This window comes from Streptomyces sp. NPDC037421, from assembly GCF_055602105.1.
The window spans coordinates 100,297-116,792 of record NZ_JBVJWV010000008.1 but is presented as its reverse complement, the minus strand read 5'-3'; the positions used below and the strand labels follow the sequence as shown (position 1 = coordinate 116,792).

17 protein-coding genes, 1 tRNA gene and 2 pseudogenes are annotated in these 16,496 nt (G+C 70.6%); 13 read left to right on the top strand and 7 right to left on the bottom strand.

Annotated features, from left to right (window positions below):
• Positions 1–156 precede the first annotated feature (156 nt).
• Positions 157–1,299, top strand: a complete 1,143-nt coding sequence (locus ACZ7IF_RS14790) for a Kelch repeat-containing protein (protein WP_470969712.1) — start codon at positions 157–159, stop codon at positions 1,297–1,299.
• Between the two features lie 147 nt (positions 1,300–1,446).
• On the opposite strand, the gene ACZ7IF_RS14785 is transcribed toward ACZ7IF_RS14790, so the two are convergent.
• Entirely contained in the window at positions 1,447–2,982 is a 1,536-nt protein-coding gene (locus tag ACZ7IF_RS14785; protein WP_470969708.1) for a helix-turn-helix domain-containing protein, read from the bottom strand.
• Between the two features lie 328 nt (positions 2,983–3,310).
• Here ACZ7IF_RS14785 and ACZ7IF_RS14780 point away from each other — a divergent pair, with 328 nt between their 5' ends.
• The gene (locus ACZ7IF_RS14780) at positions 3,311–4,030 is read left to right on the top strand and encodes a DUF4232 domain-containing protein (protein WP_470969704.1); all 720 of its coding nucleotides are present in this window, start codon (positions 3,311–3,313) and stop codon (positions 4,028–4,030) included.
• A gap of 276 nt (positions 4,031–4,306) precedes the next feature.
• Here the strand turns inward: ACZ7IF_RS14780 and ACZ7IF_RS14775 are convergent, their stop codons facing one another.
• Both ACZ7IF_RS14775 and ACZ7IF_RS14770 read right to left on the bottom strand, forming a co-directional pair.
• Positions 4,307–4,477, bottom strand: coding sequence for a hypothetical protein (locus ACZ7IF_RS14775; RefSeq protein ID WP_470969701.1), 171 nt, complete (start codon positions 4,475–4,477; stop codon positions 4,307–4,309).
• A gap of 38 nt (positions 4,478–4,515) precedes the next feature.
• Positions 4,516–4,872, bottom strand: coding sequence for a PRC-barrel domain-containing protein (locus ACZ7IF_RS14770; RefSeq protein WP_470969696.1), 357 nt, complete (start codon positions 4,870–4,872; stop codon positions 4,516–4,518).
• A gap of 226 nt (positions 4,873–5,098) precedes the next feature.
• On the opposite strand from ACZ7IF_RS14770, the gene ACZ7IF_RS14765 reads away from it, so the two are divergent.
• The 6 genes and pseudogenes from ACZ7IF_RS14765 (at position 5,099) to ACZ7IF_RS14740 (ending at position 9,602) form a co-directional block, all read left to right on the top strand.
• Entirely contained in the window at positions 5,099–5,929 is an 831-nt protein-coding gene (locus tag ACZ7IF_RS14765) for a hypothetical protein (RefSeq protein ID WP_470969692.1), read from the top strand.
• 317 nt (positions 5,930–6,246) lie between these two features.
• A complete protein-coding gene (locus ACZ7IF_RS14760; RefSeq protein WP_470969689.1) occupies positions 6,247–6,666 on the top strand; it encodes a hypothetical protein in 420 nt (139 codons plus the stop codon).
• A 41-nt stretch (positions 6,667–6,707) separates the two neighbouring features.
• Positions 6,708–6,881, top strand: a complete 174-nt coding sequence (locus ACZ7IF_RS14755) for a CsbD family protein (RefSeq protein WP_470969685.1) — start codon at positions 6,708–6,710, stop codon at positions 6,879–6,881.
• A gap of 51 nt (positions 6,882–6,932) precedes the next feature.
• A complete protein-coding gene (locus ACZ7IF_RS14750; protein WP_470969681.1) occupies positions 6,933–7,844 on the top strand; it encodes a DUF1206 domain-containing protein in 912 nt (303 codons plus the stop codon).
• A 49-nt stretch (positions 7,845–7,893) separates the two neighbouring features.
• Positions 7,894–8,673, top strand: a pseudogene (locus ACZ7IF_RS14745) (YhjD/YihY/BrkB family envelope integrity protein); the annotation flags it as partial.
• Between the two features lie 575 nt (positions 8,674–9,248).
• Complete coding sequence (locus ACZ7IF_RS14740; RefSeq protein ID WP_470969677.1) at positions 9,249–9,602, top strand: protease inhibitor I9 family protein; 354 nt, start codon at positions 9,249–9,251, stop codon at positions 9,600–9,602.
• Here ACZ7IF_RS14740 and ACZ7IF_RS14735 read toward each other — a convergent pair.
• Both ACZ7IF_RS14735 and ACZ7IF_RS14730 read right to left on the bottom strand, forming a co-directional pair.
• A complete protein-coding gene (locus ACZ7IF_RS14735; RefSeq protein ID WP_470969673.1) occupies positions 9,586–10,794 on the bottom strand; it encodes a S8 family peptidase in 1,209 nt (402 codons plus the stop codon). The two genes, ACZ7IF_RS14740 and ACZ7IF_RS14735, sit on opposite strands and share 17 nt — an antisense overlap.
• Before the next feature lie 1,180 nt (positions 10,795–11,974).
• On the bottom strand, positions 11,975–12,367 hold the full coding sequence (locus ACZ7IF_RS14730) for a hypothetical protein (protein ID WP_470969670.1): 393 nt from the start codon (positions 12,365–12,367) through the stop codon (positions 11,975–11,977).
• Between ACZ7IF_RS14730 and ACZ7IF_RS14725 the strand changes: the two are divergent.
• Positions 12,330–12,521: pseudogene (locus tag ACZ7IF_RS14725) on the top strand (NUDIX hydrolase); the annotation flags it as partial. The gene ACZ7IF_RS14730 and the pseudogene ACZ7IF_RS14725 sit on opposite strands and share 38 nt — an antisense overlap.
• 18 nt (positions 12,522–12,539) lie before the next feature.
• Positions 12,540–12,974, top strand: coding sequence for an NUDIX hydrolase (locus ACZ7IF_RS14720; protein WP_470969666.1), 435 nt, complete (start codon positions 12,540–12,542; stop codon positions 12,972–12,974).
• A 96-nt stretch (positions 12,975–13,070) separates the two neighbouring features.
• Here the strand turns inward: ACZ7IF_RS14720 and ACZ7IF_RS14715 are convergent, their stop codons facing one another.
• Positions 13,071–13,685: a TetR/AcrR family transcriptional regulator gene (locus ACZ7IF_RS14715; protein WP_470969662.1), complete on the bottom strand. Its 615-nt coding sequence runs from the start codon at positions 13,683–13,685 to the stop codon at positions 13,071–13,073.
• 81 nt (positions 13,686–13,766) lie between these two features.
• On the opposite strand from ACZ7IF_RS14715, the gene ACZ7IF_RS14710 reads away from it, so the two are divergent.
• A complete protein-coding gene (locus ACZ7IF_RS14710) occupies positions 13,767–14,612 on the top strand; it encodes an NAD(P)H-binding protein (protein ID WP_470969659.1) in 846 nt (281 codons plus the stop codon).
• A gap of 132 nt (positions 14,613–14,744) precedes the next feature.
• Here the strand turns inward: ACZ7IF_RS14710 and ACZ7IF_RS14705 are convergent.
• Positions 14,745–14,815 (bottom strand) — tRNA-Gly (locus tag ACZ7IF_RS14705).
• Between the two features lie 480 nt (positions 14,816–15,295).
• Here ACZ7IF_RS14705 and dcd point away from each other — a divergent pair.
• Together dcd and ACZ7IF_RS14695 are read left to right on the top strand one after the other, a co-directional pair.
• Positions 15,296–15,883: a dCTP deaminase gene (gene dcd, locus ACZ7IF_RS14700; RefSeq protein WP_125603638.1), complete on the top strand. Its 588-nt coding sequence runs from the start codon at positions 15,296–15,298 to the stop codon at positions 15,881–15,883.
• Entirely contained in the window at positions 15,880–16,380 is a 501-nt protein-coding gene (locus tag ACZ7IF_RS14695) for a phosphoribosyltransferase (protein WP_007265043.1), read from the top strand. The genes dcd and ACZ7IF_RS14695 overlap by 4 nt, the downstream gene beginning before the upstream one ends.
• Positions 16,381–16,496 lie beyond the last annotated feature (116 nt).

Genomic DNA, 16,496 nt, shown 5'->3' with positions numbered 1-16,496 from the left:
GCGCGAAGTCATACCGGTGCGGCCCTTCCTTCGCGATTCCTCTGCCCGTGGGCCGGCTGAGGGCTCGGCCGTTTGCCACAGCTGCGGGTGCGGCCGGGTCGTACGGATGCCAGGTTCGGATGAAAAGTCCCCTGGTATATGGATCGGAGGCGCTCCATGCACGGTGATCGCCGGTGCGGAACGCGGGTCCGGATGCTGTTCGTCGCGTTGTCGGTGCCACTGCTCGCCCTGACGACGACGTCCGCGAGCGCCCAGGGCGCCTGGCTGAAGGTGCCCGACCTGCCCACGGCCCGCTTCGCGCTCGCGGGGGCGAGCGCACCCTGCCCCCAGGACGTGGAAGGGCTCAAGGGCACCTGCGTGTATGCCATCGGCGGCCGCAACGACGCGTCATCCAGCCTGGGCGCGGTGCAGGCGTACAGCCCGGCCACGAACACCTGGCGGACGCTGCCGGACCTGCCCACTCCCCGCTCCGCGGCGGCGGGGGCGACCGCTCCGTGCCCGGAGGACGTGGAGGGGCTCGAGGGCACGTGCGTGTACGCCATCGGTGGGCGCACGACCGTCGCCGTGGACACGGTGGAGGCGTACAGCCCTGCCACCAACACGTGGCGGAAGCTGCCCGGCCTGCCCACAGCACGCAGGTTCGCGGCAGCGGCGACCGCGCCCTGCCCCCAGGGCGTGGAGGGCTTGCGCGGCCTGTGCGTGTATGCCGTCGGAGGCGGTTTCAGCACCACCGTGGAGGCCTACAGCCCCACGACGAACACGTGGCGGGCGCTGCCCCCGCTCAGCGTCTCCCGCGACGCCCCCGGGGCGGCGACCGCGCCCTGCCCCCAGGGCGTGGAGGGCTTGCGCGGCCTGTGCGTGTATGCCGTCGGAGGCTTCGACCTCGGCAGTGACAGCGTCCTTGACACGGCGGAGGCGTACAGCCCGGCCACGAACACGTGGCGCCCGGTGGCTTCGCTCGGCAGTCCCCGCGTTGCGCTGGCCGCATCGACCGCACCGTGTCGGGCGAATGACACCAGCCACTCGAAGAAGTCCTGCGTGTACGCCGTCGCCGGCTTCAACTTCACCGCCCTCAACCTGAAGACGGCCGAGGTCTTCAGGCCGGCCGCGAACTCCTGGAAGCCGCTGCCCGAACTGTCCACCGCCCGTTTCGAACTGGCGGCCGCCACCGCACCCTGCCCCAGGTTCACCCGAGGCCTCAAGCACACCTGCGTCTACGCCATCGGTGGGGCCGGCCTCACCGCGGACGAGGAGCGCACCGCCCTGAGCTCGGTGGAGGCCTTCCCCCTCGCCGACTGACGGCGGGACAGCACGAAGGGTGCGAGGTGGATCCGGAGTTCGGCCGCAGTCGTGCCGGACGGACGGTGATGGTGCTGGTCATGCTGACCGGTGCATCGTTCCGGAAATCGATCGTGTTCGACGGTATCGACGGGTGCAATGGGTCTTTCATTCCCTGTACGGCAGCCAGGCGTTGTTGTTCTCGTTGTACCAGTAGCTGTGGCCGGCGTTCAGGGCGACAGTGCGGAACGGGCGGCCGTGGTCGTCGATGCGGGTGGTGCCCTTGCGGTCGCCACTGCTCCAGGCCAGCTCCAGGTACCAGCTGACGTCCTGACCGAGTGTGGCGGCGTCGATGTTCAGCACCTGGGGGTCGGTGGCGGAGACCTTGTACGGGAAGTCGGTCGAGGCCGTCAGCCGCTCGCCCTCCTTGCCAGGTACGGGCCTGGCCCTCGGGGAGGCGTCGTCCAGGTCCACGGCGAAGGACGCCGGCACCAGCGCGCCGCCGCAACCGGCGCCCATGGTGTACGCGTTCCAGCCGGGAGTCTTGCGGCCGCTCACGACATGGACGTACAGCGCGTGCAGGACCGCGGCCTTGCCCTCGGTGCCCTGGACGGTCAGCTGCATGCGCAGGTGCCCCGCCGGGACGGCCTGCAGGGCCCGGGCCCACCCTTCGGTCGCCTGCCCGGCGGGGGGCGGGGGGACCGTGCCGGGTGCCTTGTCCAGGGCGAACCACTGGTCGCAGGGGCTGTCCCAGTTGTCGGGTAGGACGTTGACCGTGAACGGGGCGGCGGGGGAGGCCCCCTCCTTGGCGGTGGCCGGCGCGGTGGACGCGGACGTTGCCGCGGTGGACGCGGACGTTGCCGGGGGGGACGATGTTCCGGGGCTGGACGGGGGCGCGGAATCCGCTGTGGGCGTGGGTGACGACGACCCGCCGGACGGCACGGCCGGGCCCGCCGCCGCCCGCTCGCGCGAGGACGGCTGGGCGGCGCCGTGGCGCGTGTCCCCGTGACCCGTCTCTCCCATGGCGGAGACGGCGGCGGCGGTCCCCGCCACCGCAACGGTGGCCACGGCGGCCGCAAGGGCGAGCAGCAGCCGAGGACGCCGGGCCCCCGGTACGGAGGTCCGGGCGGGGCCCGGCTGGAAGAGGGCGGCGGGGGCATGTGCGGGTACCTCCGTCGCCGGTGCAGGGGCGGGGGCCTCCGCCGGTGCCGGCGCGGCAGCGGGGGTGGACACCGGGGTGGGTGCCTCGGCGGCGGAAGGTCCGGGCGCCGGTGCGGGCCCGGCCGCGGACGCCGGGGCCGGTGCGGGATCGGTCTCCGCTTGCGGCCGGACCTCCGAAGCCTCCCCAGCCACCACCACCGCCGATGCGGGCGCCACCTCCGGCGCGGCGTCACCACCCCGCGGCGCCGCGGAGTTCGCCGGCCCCGACCCCGAGGCCTGCCCCTCCGTCACCCCCCGCCGCCGCTCCACCAGCGCCAGCAGCCACTGCTGGTGCAGTGCGACCAGTTCGTCGGCCGAGGCACCGCAGACTCGGGCGAACCGCTCCACCGGGGCGTAATCCGTGGGCACCGCCGCGCCGCTGCAATAGCGGTGCAGCGTCGAGTTGCTGGAGTGCAGACGCTTCGCGAGCGTGCCGTAGCTGCGCCCCGAGCGCTCTTTGAATCCGCGCATCAGCTCCGCGAACCGCTCCGTCTCCGTGGCCATTCCACCCTCCCCCTCATCCCGGAAGCACGTTCCAGGCTCGCCCGATCGCCCAGGTGAGAAGGGTCGGGAGCGTTCCAGGGTTCCTACTATCCCGGTCCGGACGCCACTGGAACAAAAACGGCCCCACAGTTGCGCCATCAGCCCGTCGGCCCGCCGATCGGATCGGCGGTCGGATTCGGCGGCCGCAACGGGAGGGCCCCCACCCGCCCCACCGGCCGCCCTCGGCCGCCTGCGGCAGCAGCCGACCGGAACAGCAGCCCCACCCAACGTCTCGTCAGGCGGGAAGCGGAAGCCTCAGTCTGACGACCACCGACACGGAGAGTTCCCCATGCGCACCTACCGACTCCGCACCACCGCCCTGGCCACCGCCACCGCCGGCCTCGCTCTGGCCCTGACCGCCTGCGGCGGCTCGGACAGCGCCGGCGGGCCGACCGCGAACCCCGCCGCGACCAAGAGCGCGGACAAGCAGGTCTCGACCGGGACCGTGACGCCGTCCGGGAAGGGCGACTCCGCCGCCCCGTCCGCCGGCAAGGCCACCGGAACCGGCACGGCCACCACCACCCCGGCGAAGGCCGGTTCGGGAGGTAAGGGCACGGGGGGCACCACCGGTGACTCCTACGCCTACACCCACCCCTGCTCGGCCCGCGACCTGACCGTCAAGGTCACTTCCCCGACGGGCACTCCGGCCACCGTCCGCGTCATCACCGTGACCAACAACGGTTCCAGCTCCTGCGGTCTGGACTACTTCCCGACCGTCGGCTTCAGCGCCAAGGGCGGCGCCCTCGGTCTCCAGGCCGCCGCCCCCGGTGGTCTGGGCGGCGCCCCGGCGTACCCGGTGCACCCCGGCGCCACCGCGTACGCGGCCGTGGATCTCAACCCGTCGGGTGGCAACGGCCCCATGGCCGACGAGATCAACATCCTGGCCGACAAGGAGCACATGCCGAACGCGGACGGCGTCAGCCTCCAGCTGGCCAAGCCGGGCAGCGTCGCCAACCCGAAGGTCGGCCTGTACCGCACCAACACCCGCGACGCGCTGAGCGCCTTCTGAACGGAGTTCCGGGGGGCCACGGCCCCGGCCGTCCCACGGGGTGTGCCGCCGGGCGGTTCGGCGGGTACGAGAAGGCCACTGCGGAGCGACTCGCGAGGTACGCCGGCCTCGCCGTGGCCTCATCCAGTCGTCGAATGGAGCGGACGACGGGAATCGAACCCGCGCCATTGGCTGCCGGGTGGCCCGCTGTGAGGGTGCCGCTGCAACCCCATCGACCGCTGTTCGCCCCTCCGAAGGGCACGGACGGGGTACGCGGTGGAAAGGCCCCTGCCGGTACTACCGAAGGCGGCTGCGATGCGAGCGTCGGGACCATCGTGCGGCGATGAAGGCCACGTCGGCCACGACGAGCAGGATGGCGATGATCAGGAGGTAGAGCATGCCTTCCGCCACCACGCCGATGAGCCCCAGTATGACGGCCACGAGAAGCAGGAACAGGAAGATCGCCATAGGGCAGAACACCTCCTCCGGCGCGGGGCTCGGGGCGGTCAGCGACGAGCGAGTTGCCGTTCACCGCTGGCACCCGGCTGGTAGGCCATCTCGTAGTGCTTGAAGATCGCTTCTTCCTGCTCGGCGGGCAGGATGTCGTCGGTACCGATGGCCGGGGCCTTCTTCACGACTGCCTTTGCGTGCGCGACCTTGACGTAGCCCGGTCCCAGGATCGCCTCGTCGAGAGGAACGAAGACCAGGCGCCGGCGGCCGGGCAAGCCGGTGAGGACGGTGGCCATGGCCGGTTCGTCCGTAGCGGTGTGCACGTAGATCGCTTCCAGCGAGCCGATCCTGTGTCCTTTCGGGTCGACGACGTCGCAGTCGCGCCACTCGCGGATATCGGCTGAATGGATCATGCCCCGCTCCCTGCGGCGCTACGAGGGGTGACACAACGGCCCCGGCACATTCACACGCCGGGGCCGCCCTTCCGGGCGCTGCACGTGAGAGTGCACCGACCCATTCATCATGATATGCCCGTGGCGCTTCTCCGGCATCAGTGACTTTCCCGGCGATACAGGCCGGACAGCCGACGTGGTCAGGTCCTCCCCCGCACCGGAGGTTTCCACGACTACCCTCCGCATCATGCTGCGTATCGCCGACAGCCGCACCGGCCGCCTCGTGGAGACCCCCTCGGCACACCGCCACCTGCTGCGCATCTGCGTTCACCTGCCGGTCATCGACACCGGGATCGGCGCGGTGCACGTGCGGGCGCCTCTGGTCGGTGACGTACTGGCGCGCACCGCGGAGCTGCATGGGCTGCAGTCCGTCATGGTCCTCACTACGCCTGACCTGCCGCCTGAGCCGGCCCAGACGCTCGAACGGGCCATGGCTGTTCTCGGCATCCACCCGCCCGCGACCGTCGGCGTTCAGCATCTGACCGAGACGATGTGCGCCGCTGCCGACGTGCACGTGCTCGCGTACGGCACCGCCGTGCAGGACGCCGTCGGCGGGGTTTGGATCGAGGTGGGCCAGGTCAGCGCAGTACCACCGGACGGGGGTGTCCCGGACGAGGGCCACCTTCTCGTCTCTGGTCTCCCGGACGCATTCGCCCGAGAGGGGACCGATCCGCTGGCTGTGAGGATGCTGTTGCTCGGCCACGCCTACCGCACGCCGGTCACGGTCACCAGCGCCGCGCTCGTCGAGGCCCGGCGGATGCTGAGGCGCTGGCGGCAGCAGGTGGCCGACTGGGCGCAGGAGCCGTCCAGGCCGATCCCCGCCGACGTGCTGCGACAGGCCCATGCCGCGCTCGCCGGTGATCTCGGCGTCCCCGCTGTCCTGGACATGCTGGACAGCGTGGCGAAGCGCGCCGACGTGCCGGCCGGTGCCAAGTTCGAGGCGTTCGCCTTTCTCGACCGTGTCCTCGGGCTGGACCTCGCGCGCGAGGTCGGCCACCAGCACCAGGCGACGCCATGACTCCGGGCACCTTGCGGCGCCTGGTCGTCCTGCGGCACGCCATCGACGACTGGGGTCGTCCGGCTGACCGGAGGCTCCTGGCGCCCGCCCGTGGTGCTTCCTGCTGCGCCAGCGGACACCGGGCAGGGAGTCGTTGAAGTGCCATGCAGTACGCGTGCTCGGCGCCGGGGTCGTGCGAGAACGGGGCCCGCGGGGGAAACAGGGGCGTCTACCAGTAGTGCCGTCCGGCTTCCGGGGTGGATCCGCCCTCTGGCTGTGGCTTCGCGGGCAGGACGGTCCTACCGTGGAGAGCAGCGACCAGACCTCTGGAGCGTGCCATGCTCGTCATCCTCGGACTCGTCCTCCTGATTGCCGCACTGGTCGTCGGCGTGGCCGGCGTCCTCACCAATGACGGCACCGCCCACCAGCTGACCGGCGGATTCTCCGTATTCGACTACCACGTCACCGGCTCCACCGGCACCCTCTTCCTCTACGGCATCGTCGTCGGGGCAGTGGCCCTGCTCGGGCTGAGCCTTGTTGTGGCCGGTGCCCGCCGTCGCCGTACCTCTTACCGCAGCAATGACGCACGCCCCGGACGCACGGCGCGCCGGGGGACAGCCGCCGACAACGACCGTGCAGACGTCGTAGACCAGCGTGGCACCGCTCGCCCAGAGGCAACGGGTGGGCGTGAGCCCAGCCCGGATGGCGGGCACCGCAGGGGGCTCAACCCGTTCAAGCACCGATCGGAGCCCCGGTAGGCGCCACATTTCGGCCCACGACTTACGAAGGGTGGCCACGGATGGGTATCGGCAAGAAGATCGCGCACAAGGCCGAGGCGGTCAAGGGCGGCGCCAAGAAGACCGTCGGCCGTGTCACCGGCAGCTGGCACCTGCGGGCCGAAGGCCGTGGTGACCAGGTCAAGGGCAACGCCAAGCAGGCCGGGGCGAAGATCAAGGACGCCTTCAAGCACTGACCACTGCGCCCGCCCTGCCGGCCTCACGGCAGGGCCCGGGAGGTGCCACGTATGGCCATCAAGAAGGATGCCGCCCACGCCAGGTCCCAGGGGCGGCGTATGTCCAACAGCCGCGCCATGGAGGTCCTGTCCAGGGTCGGACTCTGCGCGCGGGGTGTGATCTACGTGCTGGTGGGGCTGCTGGCCGTGCAGATGGGTTTCGGCGGCGACAGTGGCAAGGAGGCTGACCGGTCCGGTGCGGTGCGGACCGTCGGTGAGCAGCCGTTCGGCCGGGTGCTGTTGTGGGCGCTGGTGGTGGGGCTGGCGGCGATGGCGCTGTGGCGGCTGTCCGAGGCCGCGTTCGGACAGGCGGTGACGGGCGGTGACAGGTGGACCCGGCGCCTGGGCTCTCTGGGGTTGGCGGTCTTCTACACCGTGATCTGTATCGGCGTGGTGCAGACCGCGCTGGTCGGCGGGTCCGCCGGAGGTCGTCCCGGCGATGAGACGTCGAAGGAGTACACCGCGAGGGTGCTGGACTGGCCCCTCGGGCGGGTGCTCGTCGGCGTGGTCGGAGCCGTCCTGGTCATCGTGGGCGTGGTGATCGTGGTGCGCAGCCTGATGCGGAAGTTCGAGGAGAATCTCCGGACGGGCGAGATGAGCGGGCCGACGCGGCGGGTCGTCGCGGGGCTGGGCATCGTCGGCGGCGTGGCGTGCGGCGTGGTCGCGGCGGTGGCCGGGCTGTTCGTCCTGCTGGCCGCGGTGCAGTTCGATCCCGGCCGAGCCAAGGGCATGGACGAGACGCTACGTTCGTTCGCCACCACACCCGCCGGACCCGTGCTGCTGATCGCCGCGGCCGTGGGCCTCCTGCTGTTCGGCCTCTATTCGTTCTGCGAGGCCCGCTGGCGCAAAGCTCCTGAGCACGGCGCCTCGGCAGAGCAGCCGACCGAGGACCCGGGGTCGGGGACACGCTCAAGTGCGCCCTAGCGAGGGCATCTCGTCCGATGCCGGAGGCCGCTTCTCTCCGCTCGGCCGCTTGCGCAGCGCGATCCGCCGCTCGCGGGCCGGACGCCGGTGGGGGTGGGGCAGTGATCTCGACCTGTTGCAGCGTTCACTGGGATTCGCGGCGCTCGGGTTCCTGACCCTGGTGCCGCTGCTGATCGTCGTGTCCGCAGCCGACCCGGCGAGCGGACGGGGGTTCGCGCAGTGGCTCGGGGACGGGCTCGGTGTCTCGACGGCCGCCAGGCAGGAGATCGAGGGATTGTTCGCTCTGCCGGGCCAGGCGTGGCGGACCACGACAGCGTTCGGCCTCGCCGTGCTCGCCGTATTCGGTCTGTCGTTCGGTGCGGCGGTGCAGAGCGGCTACGAGGAGATCTGGGATCTGCCCCCGGCCCGCTGGTGGGCCAGGTGGCGGCACGTGATGTGGCTCGCCGTCCTCATCGGGCTCCTCTTCCTCTCCGCGATCACACCCCTGTGGCGTGGCTCCTCGGCCCGCGGGGTGGTCACCGTGCTGAGCGGCACCCTGTTCTTCTGGTGGTCCCAGCGGCTCCTGCTCGGCGGCCGGGTCGCCTGGGCCACCCTGCTGCCCGGGGCGGTCGCCACCATGCTCGGGCTGTTCGGCCTCAGGCTCTTCTCCCGGCTCGTGTTCTCACCGCTGATCGCATCCAGCGCCGTCACCTACGGCCCGTTCGGAACCGTCCTGGTCATCCAGTCCTGGCTGGTCGGCGTGGGCGTCGTCGTGTTCGGCGGCGCCCTGGCCGGCCGACTGCTCCACAACGAGTTCCCCCGACTGTCGCGGGCGTTGAAACGGCGCCGGCTGCCCGGATCGCCGATGGGTGCCTTTCGTCGCTCGTGCGCCGGCGCCCGGGACTGCTGTCGCAAGCGGTCGGCTGGGTCGACCCGGGCGATGGGATCGGCCGCTATCGGATCCGCCGTCCGGGCGGGCGTGTGGCCGGGCGGCGGCGTGCTCGGGTCACGAGCCGTGCGGCGAGGCCGGTGATCGTGGCACTGATCAGTGTGGCGAGGAAGGTGACGGCATCTCCGGCCCAGCCGTCCTGGGGAAGGACGCGCTGGAGAGGGAGCTGGAGCAGGGCCGACAGCAGGACGGCCACGACGACGAACGGCCACAACGGCACATCAGCAGGACTGTGCGAGTGCTCTTGGTGAGCGGCCCCGGTGTCCGGCTCGGAACCTTCCGGCCCGTGGGGGCGGGTGTGGTCGCCAAGGGCCGTGCGGGAGGCGTGAACGCCTCCCCAGCCCTGGACCGGCTCGCCGGCCGGGGCCGGGCCTCCTTGAAGGGTTGAGGCAGGCGCCCCGGCCGGATGTTCAAGGTGTGGGGCGTGGTGGCCGAAGGAGGGGGTAGCCGCTGTCCCCGACGAAACGGAGTTCCCCGTGCGCCCGATCCTGCGTCCTGTTGTGGCCGCCGTCCTGCTGCTCGGCGGGCCCGTCGCCCTCGCCCCCGCCGCGTACGCCGCCCCGTGGGTGGCGTCGGCGAGTGCCGAGGAGGGCGAGGGCGGGCCGTACATCGTCACCCTCGCCCCGGGCGCCGATCCCGAGCAGGTGATGCGCGAGACCGGCGTCGTCGAGGCCCGGTACGTCTACGCCAGCACGGTGTCCGGCTTCGCCGCCGACCTCGACGGCGGGCAGGTGGCCGCGCTGCGGGCGCGCCCCGACGTCGTCGGCGTCGAGCGGGACGGCGAGGCCGTCGGGGCGCCGGTGGGGCCGGGGGCTACAGGCCGCCGGTGAAGAGCAGGGTGTTGGGGCTGCTCTTGCTGATGCTCTTCAGGACGTCCTTGGTGGATTCGCCGTCGAGGAACTCGTTGATCTCGCCCGGGTCCGCGTTCGGGTGCGCCTGCTTGTAGAGGACGGCGACACCGGCGACGTGCGGCGCGGCCATCGACGTGCCGTCGAGGGCCACGCTGCCGCCACCGAGCTTCGCGGAGACGATGGCCTGTCCGGGGGCGTAGAGGGAGACGCAACTGCCGTAGTTGGAGAAGTCGGTCTCCTCGTCCCACTGGTTGCTCGCAGCAACCGTGAGCACGCGGGGGGCGGACGCCGGCGAGATGTAGCAGGCGTCCTTCGAGCTGTTGCCCGCCGCGATGACCGGCAGGACACCCGCGTCGGACAAGGCGGTGGCGGCGTTGTTGACCGCGTCCGACCTGTCCCCGCCCAGGGAGCCGTTGAGGACGGCCGGCTGCTTGGCGTTCTTCGCCACCCAGTCCATGCCCGCGATGATCCCCGACCAGGTGCCCTTGCCGTCGCAGCCCAGGACGCGGACGCTGACCAGGCTCGCCTTGCGCGCCACGCCGTACGTCTTGCCGGCGACCGTGCCCGCGACGTGCGTGCCGTGGCCCTGGCAGTCCTGGCCGTTGCGGCCGTCGCCGACGGCGTCGAAGCCGAAGGTGGCACGTGAGTTGTCGGGCCCGCCGAACTCGGGGTGGCTGTAGTCGATGCCGGAGTCGAGGATGTACGCGGTCACCCCGGCGCCGTTGCCCTCGGCGGTGAAGGTGTTGTCCAGCGGCAGTTCCTTCTGGTTGATCCGGTCCAGGCCCCAGGAGTTCGACGGCGCCCGGGTGCCGGGCGCGGTGGTGGGCTGCGGGACGGACTGCACCTTCGCGTCCTCCTCGACCGCCTTCACGCCCAGGGTGTTGCGGACGATGGTGAGCTGGAGCGAGTTCAGCGGCACCGCGAAGCCGTTCAGAGCCGACGTGTAGAGGAAGGACGGCTTCAGGCCCAACTTCTGCGCGGTCTTCGCCGCGTCCACCCCCTTCGCGAGGGTGACGATGTAGTTGCCGGGTACCGGGTTGGCCGCGGTGGTCAGGGGCGCGGGGGTGGGCTCCGGTGCGGCGGTGGACGGGGAGGCGACCGCCAGCGGGGCGGCGAGGGCCAGGGCGGCGGTGGCTGCGCTCGCGAGCGCGAGCTTGGCACGTGTGATCATGCCGAGGAGCTGATCATGCAGAAACGATCACGACCTACGACATTCCCCCGCAATTCGGCAGACACCCGAAGCGCACCCTGAATGCGCTCCGCCGACCGGGTGCCCCACCCACACCAACTGACCGGATCGGGTCGGCGGTTGCGGCCCCGGCTTGGTGGAGGCGAACACGCGAATCCCGGACGATCCGTGGCGCGGTCACAGGAAATGCGTCTCGCGATCCGAGGCGGGTGTGCGCTCAGGTGGTGCAAGTGGTGCGGGAAAGGGCCTCCGAGCAGGGCATTCCTGCGAGTTGGGGCACGCGGGGGACACGGCGAGGGCTGAGAGGTCTAGACAACGACGAAGCCCCAGGTCGCTGACCTGGGGCTTCGTGGAAGAGCGGATGACGGGAATCGAACCCGCGCTATAGGCTTGGGAATCTATGGCGCGCAGGTGGCTTGCATAGCCTCTGGCCTGCTGTTTCCTATCCGGAAGGGTTCCGCCGGGACAGTCTCTGGCAACCGGATTTGACCGCTGCTGACCGCCCGTGAGGGCACGACTGGGGCACGGCCCTGGCGTGTACGGCCATAGCGTCGTCTCTCCTGCGCCGAAAACCGCCTAGCAGCAGCCCCCGATCAGTCGACCGGCTTTCGAGTTGCGCCCGCAAGCGGTCGGACTTGAAGCGACAGACAACGGATCAAAAGTCCAGGCAAGATCATGCCGGCCATCCCGCTCGGTCCGTCGATGTCCGGCAATGCCTGGTCAGAGAGCTGCACCCTGTCGTTCGATCCACGCCCGGCCAGGCCGTGCCAGCACGTCCGCTCACGCATTCGGCCGCTAGAGCCGGTTGTCACCGACGTAGCCAAACCGCTGACCGGCCCAGCACTACGGGCCGCCACCCTCACACCGGGTGGCGGGCCCGCACTGCTGCGCTCACTCCTCGCCGGGGTCGGGGCCCCGCTGGCCTGTATTCAGCGTGTTCCACTGGCCGACGGTGTCCGGCCACCAGCCACAGACGATCGTGGCCCGGAAGGCGGTCGCCCGCCCTGTGTTGTTCGTGGTTCGGCGAGTACAGCATGCCCGGTTCGCGCACCCCGAAGGGCGGCGAAGCTCCGGCACCAGGATGGCTGTAGGGGGCGACCCCGGATCGGGCAGCCCCCTACCTCCCCGCCCGCAGACCGGCCGGGCAACCGAACTGCTGTTGCTACAGGACCGCGACGGTGAAGGCGACGGGGTTGGAGGCGGTGCCGTAGGCGGTGTAGATGGTGATGGTGTCGGCGGCGTTGCCGCAGGTGGTGGTGGGGTAGTTGCGAATGTCGAGGCCGTAGGTTCCCGAGCCGGCGTTGACGGCGCCCACCACGACGGCGTCCTTGAGGGTGATGTCGGGGTCGGAGACCACAACGCAGTAGGCCGCCTGCCCGACCCTGCGGGATGAGGAGACGTTCTTGGCGGCGGTGAGGGTGCCGGCGGAGTCGACCTGGGCGGCGGCGCGGGCGTAGGGGGCGTACAGCTCGGCGGGTGCCGCCACCGCCGTACTGGCCAGGACGGGGACCGACATCAGGGCGGCGACGGCCACCGGTCGGCTGATGTCGTACACCGCCTGCCAGGTGATCGGCGGCGACGCGCACGTCGCGGATACCGACGAGCTGGCCGAGCTCGCGTGGGTCGCTCACGCCGAGATCCCGCAGTACGTCCCGTACGGCCTGTTCGAGCCCGTGCAACAGCACCTCGACGCGGCTTTGGACCGCTGACGAAGGCTGCAGAGCGCAATGATCGAACGGGTTCGCGCCGTCCTTGTCACCGCTGACGACACGATGCTGGTCATCCGCCGCACCAAGCCCGGCAACCCCGCGTACTGGGTGCTTCCTGGTGGCGGCGTCGAAGCCAGCGACGGGTCCCGGGAGGCTGCCCTCCACCGGGAGATCCACGAGGAGATCGCGGGGAAGGCCGACATCGTCCGCCTCCTTCACACGATGGAGTCTGACGAGGAGCGTCAGTTCTTCTACCTCGCCCGCATCAAGACGTGGTCCTTCGAGGACCGCACCGGCCCCGAGTTCAGCGCCGAGGGCCGGGGCGCATACGCGCTGGAGGAGGTCCCGCTGACCGTGGAGGGGCTCGACGGCATCGACCTCAAGCCCGAGGAGATCGTCCACGTGCTGAGGGGTGCCATCAGCGCCGGGACCCTCGCCCCATCCAGTCGCTGAACGACCCAGGCGTTCTTTCGGGGAACACCTGCTGTGGCCCCTGGAGGAACATGGTCGCCGCCAGTGATGGTGGCGGCCTTCGGCTACCGTAGGGGGTCAGGGGGTCAGGGGGGTCTGGCGGGGAGCCTTCAGGGAGTCGAGCCAGGTGAGGAGGCGGGCTCCCTCGCGGGTCATGATGTCCGGGTCGCGCAGGGCGTTGGCCAGGAGCGACATGCCCTGGTAGCCGGAAATGAGGGTGACGGCGAGGTCGTCCGGGTCGGGCAGGCCCAGGGCGCGGAACTGCTGTCCGGCCCAGTCGAGCAGGCGTCGGATCACTGCGCCGGCCTCCGCGTCGAGGGTCCCGTCCGCACGCTTGTCGAGTTCGACGGCCAGGGTGCCGGTGGGGCAGCCGTAGCGGGCGGCGATGTCGCGCTGGCCGACCCAGGCTTCGATCAGGGCCTTGAGGCGGCCGCGGGGGTCGGTCATCTCGTTCAGCTGACGGGTGAGTTCATCCAGGTGCGCGCTGTGCTCGGACAGTGCGGCCTGGACCAGCTCGTCCTTGGTCTTGAAGTAGTAGTAGACGTTCCCGACGGGGACCTCGGCCACGCGCGCGATGTCGGCGAGGGTGGTCCGTTCGACGCCCTGCTCGTGCAGGACCTGGGCTGCCGCGGCCGTGAGCCGTCGGCGCTTGTCGGCCCCCCGCGCCACCCGGGGTTTCACTGAGTCAGTCACCCAACCAACTATAGGCAGCGCCCCGGAGATTCGTGTTAGGGTCCATCCAAGTCAGCCAACTAACTAACTTGGGGGATCGCAATGATCGTAGTGACGGGTGCGACCGGCAACATCGGGCGGACGCTGGTGCCGCTGCTGGCCGAGGCCGGCGAGGAGGTGGTGGCTGTCTCGCGGCAGCCGCAGCCCGTTGGGCTTCAGGCCGGCGTCCGGTACGCCCAGGCCGACGTCGGAGACGCCGCGAGCATGCGGCCGGTCCTCGATGGCGCCGACGCCTTCTTCATCCTGCTGGGCGGCGAGCTCAACGGCCACGGCGAGAGCCCGAAGGCCCTGTTGGGTGCGGCCGAGGCTGCCGGGGTCAAGCGGGTCGTCCTGCTCTCCTCCCAGGTCAGCTCCACCCGCCCCGAGGCCCTCTCGCACACCCGCCTGCGCGAGTTCGAGGCCGCCGTGCGTGAGTCCGGACCGGACTTCACCATCCTGCGTCCGGGCGGTTTTGCCTCCAACGCCTTCGCCTGGGCCGAGTCGGTCCGCACGAAGCGCACGGTCTTCGCCCCGTTCGCAGATGTGGCGCTGCCCGTCATCGACCCGGCGGACATCGCCGAAGTCGCCGCTGCCGCGCTGCGCGAGGACGGCCACGCGGGCCGTACGTACGACCTGACCGGCCCCGAGGCGATCAGCCCCCGGTGGCAGGCCGCAGTGATATCCAAGGCCTTGGGCGAGGACGTGACCTTCGTGGAACTGTCCCGCGAGGACGCCCACGCCCACATGGCGCAGTTCATGCCGGAGGAAGTCATCGGCGGCACGCTGGACGTCCTCGGCGTCCCGCTGCCGGCCGAGCGGGAGATCAGCCCCGACGTGGAGAGCGTCCTCCATCGTCCGGCCAGGTCCTTCGCTGACTGGGTCGCGCGCAACCTGCCGGCCTTCCGGTAGAACCAGCTCCGGCGGCCCGGCTGAACTCGATGTGGTGAGCGGCGACTTTGTCGCACGCAGAAGGCGCGGCGAGATCGGATAGGTCTGGACAACGAAGAAGGCCCGGGTCGCTGACCTGGGCCTTCGTTCAAGAGCGGATGACGGGAATCGAACCCGCGCTATAAGCTTGGGAAGCTCATGTTCTACCATTAAACTACATCCGCACAGAGGGCCAGTTGCCTGGATCCCTACCGTTGCACACTGTACCCCATGATCGACCCCCGGTGAATTCTCCCCCGGGGGTCGTTCTCGTTCCCGCGTCGCAGGAGGGTTCGTGGGGGCGGGAGTTGGGGCGTACCGTGGGGGTGCGGAGCGGCGGCTGGAGTGGGTCCCGATCATCCCCTAATGTGGCGATTCATCGCGTTACGGCTCGTTGGGGAAAGGGACTCGATGGAGCACACAGTCGTCCGTTGTGCCGAAGGGCATGTTTTCAACACCGCTTCGTTCCCGTTGCAGCACCTCGGTGCCGGCCGGATCGGGCCCGGGCGGCTGCTGCGGTGTCCGCGGTGCGCGCGGCTGAGGCACGCGGTGCCCGTCGGCGGCGTCAAGCGGTAGGGCCCGGGGCGGCAGGGCGGTAGGCAGTGCGGGCGCGCGGGACCCTTCTCGATTGGGGGTGGCCCGCGCGCTCTGCGTATCCTCGGGACGTGCTTCTCTCCGACAAAGACATCCGGGCCGAGATCGACAGCGGACGGGTTCGCATTGACCCGTTCGACGAGTCGATGGTGCAGCCCTCCAGCATCGATGTACGTCTCGACCGGTTCTTCCGGGTCTTCGAGAACCACCGCTACGCGCACATCGACCCCGCCACCGAGCAGCCCGACCTGACCCGCATGGTCGAGCCCGAGGGCGACGAGGCGTTCATCCTGCATCCGGGTGAGTTCGTGCTCGCCTCGACGTACGAGGTCATCTCGCTGCCCGAGGACATCGCCTCCAGACTGGAGGGGAAGTCCAGCCTGGGCCGCCTGGGTCTGGTGACGCATTCGACGGCCGGGTTCATCGACCCCGGGTTCTCGGGGCACGTGACCCTGGAGCTGTCGAACCTGGCCACCCTTCCGATCAAGCTCTGGCCGGGCATGAAGATCGGGCAGCTGTGCATGTTCCGCCTCAGCTCGCCCGCGGAGTTCCCGTACGGCAGCGAGCGGTACGGCTCCAGGTACCAGGGGCAGCGCGGGCCGACCGCCTCGCGCTCCTTCCAGAACTTCCACCGCACCCAGGTGAGGCACGAGGCATGAGTGACGCAGTACGCGAGAACCTTTCCTATGAGGGGTTCGGTCGCGCCGTCCGCGAGCTGGCGCAGACCATCGCCGACGACGGCTACGAGCCGGACATCATCCTGAGCATCGCCCGCGGCGGGGTGTTCGTCGCCGGCGGCCTGGCGTACGCGCTCGACTGCAAGAACATCCACCTGGTGAACGTGGAGTTCTACACCGGCGTGGGCACCACGCTGGAGATGCCGGTCATGCTGGCGCCCGTACCCGAGGCGATCGACTTCACGAACAAGAAGGTCCTGATCGCCGACGACGTGGCCGACACGGGCAAGACGCTCAAGCTCGTCCACGACTTCTGCCTCGGCCACGTCGCCGAGGTGCGCTCCGCCGTCATCTACGAGAAGTCCCACTCGCTCGTGCAGTGCGAGTACGTGTGGAAGCGCACCGACGACTGGATCGAGTTCCCCTGGTCGGTCCAGCCTCCCGTGGTGAAGCGCGAGGGCCAGGTCCTCGACGCCTGATCGCCGAACCGTACGGGAAGGGGGGGGGGGGGGGGGGGGGGGGGGGGGGAGGGTGGAGGGGGGGGGGGAGGGGGGGGGGGGGGGGGGGGGGGGGAGAAACGGGCAGTACCCCCCGT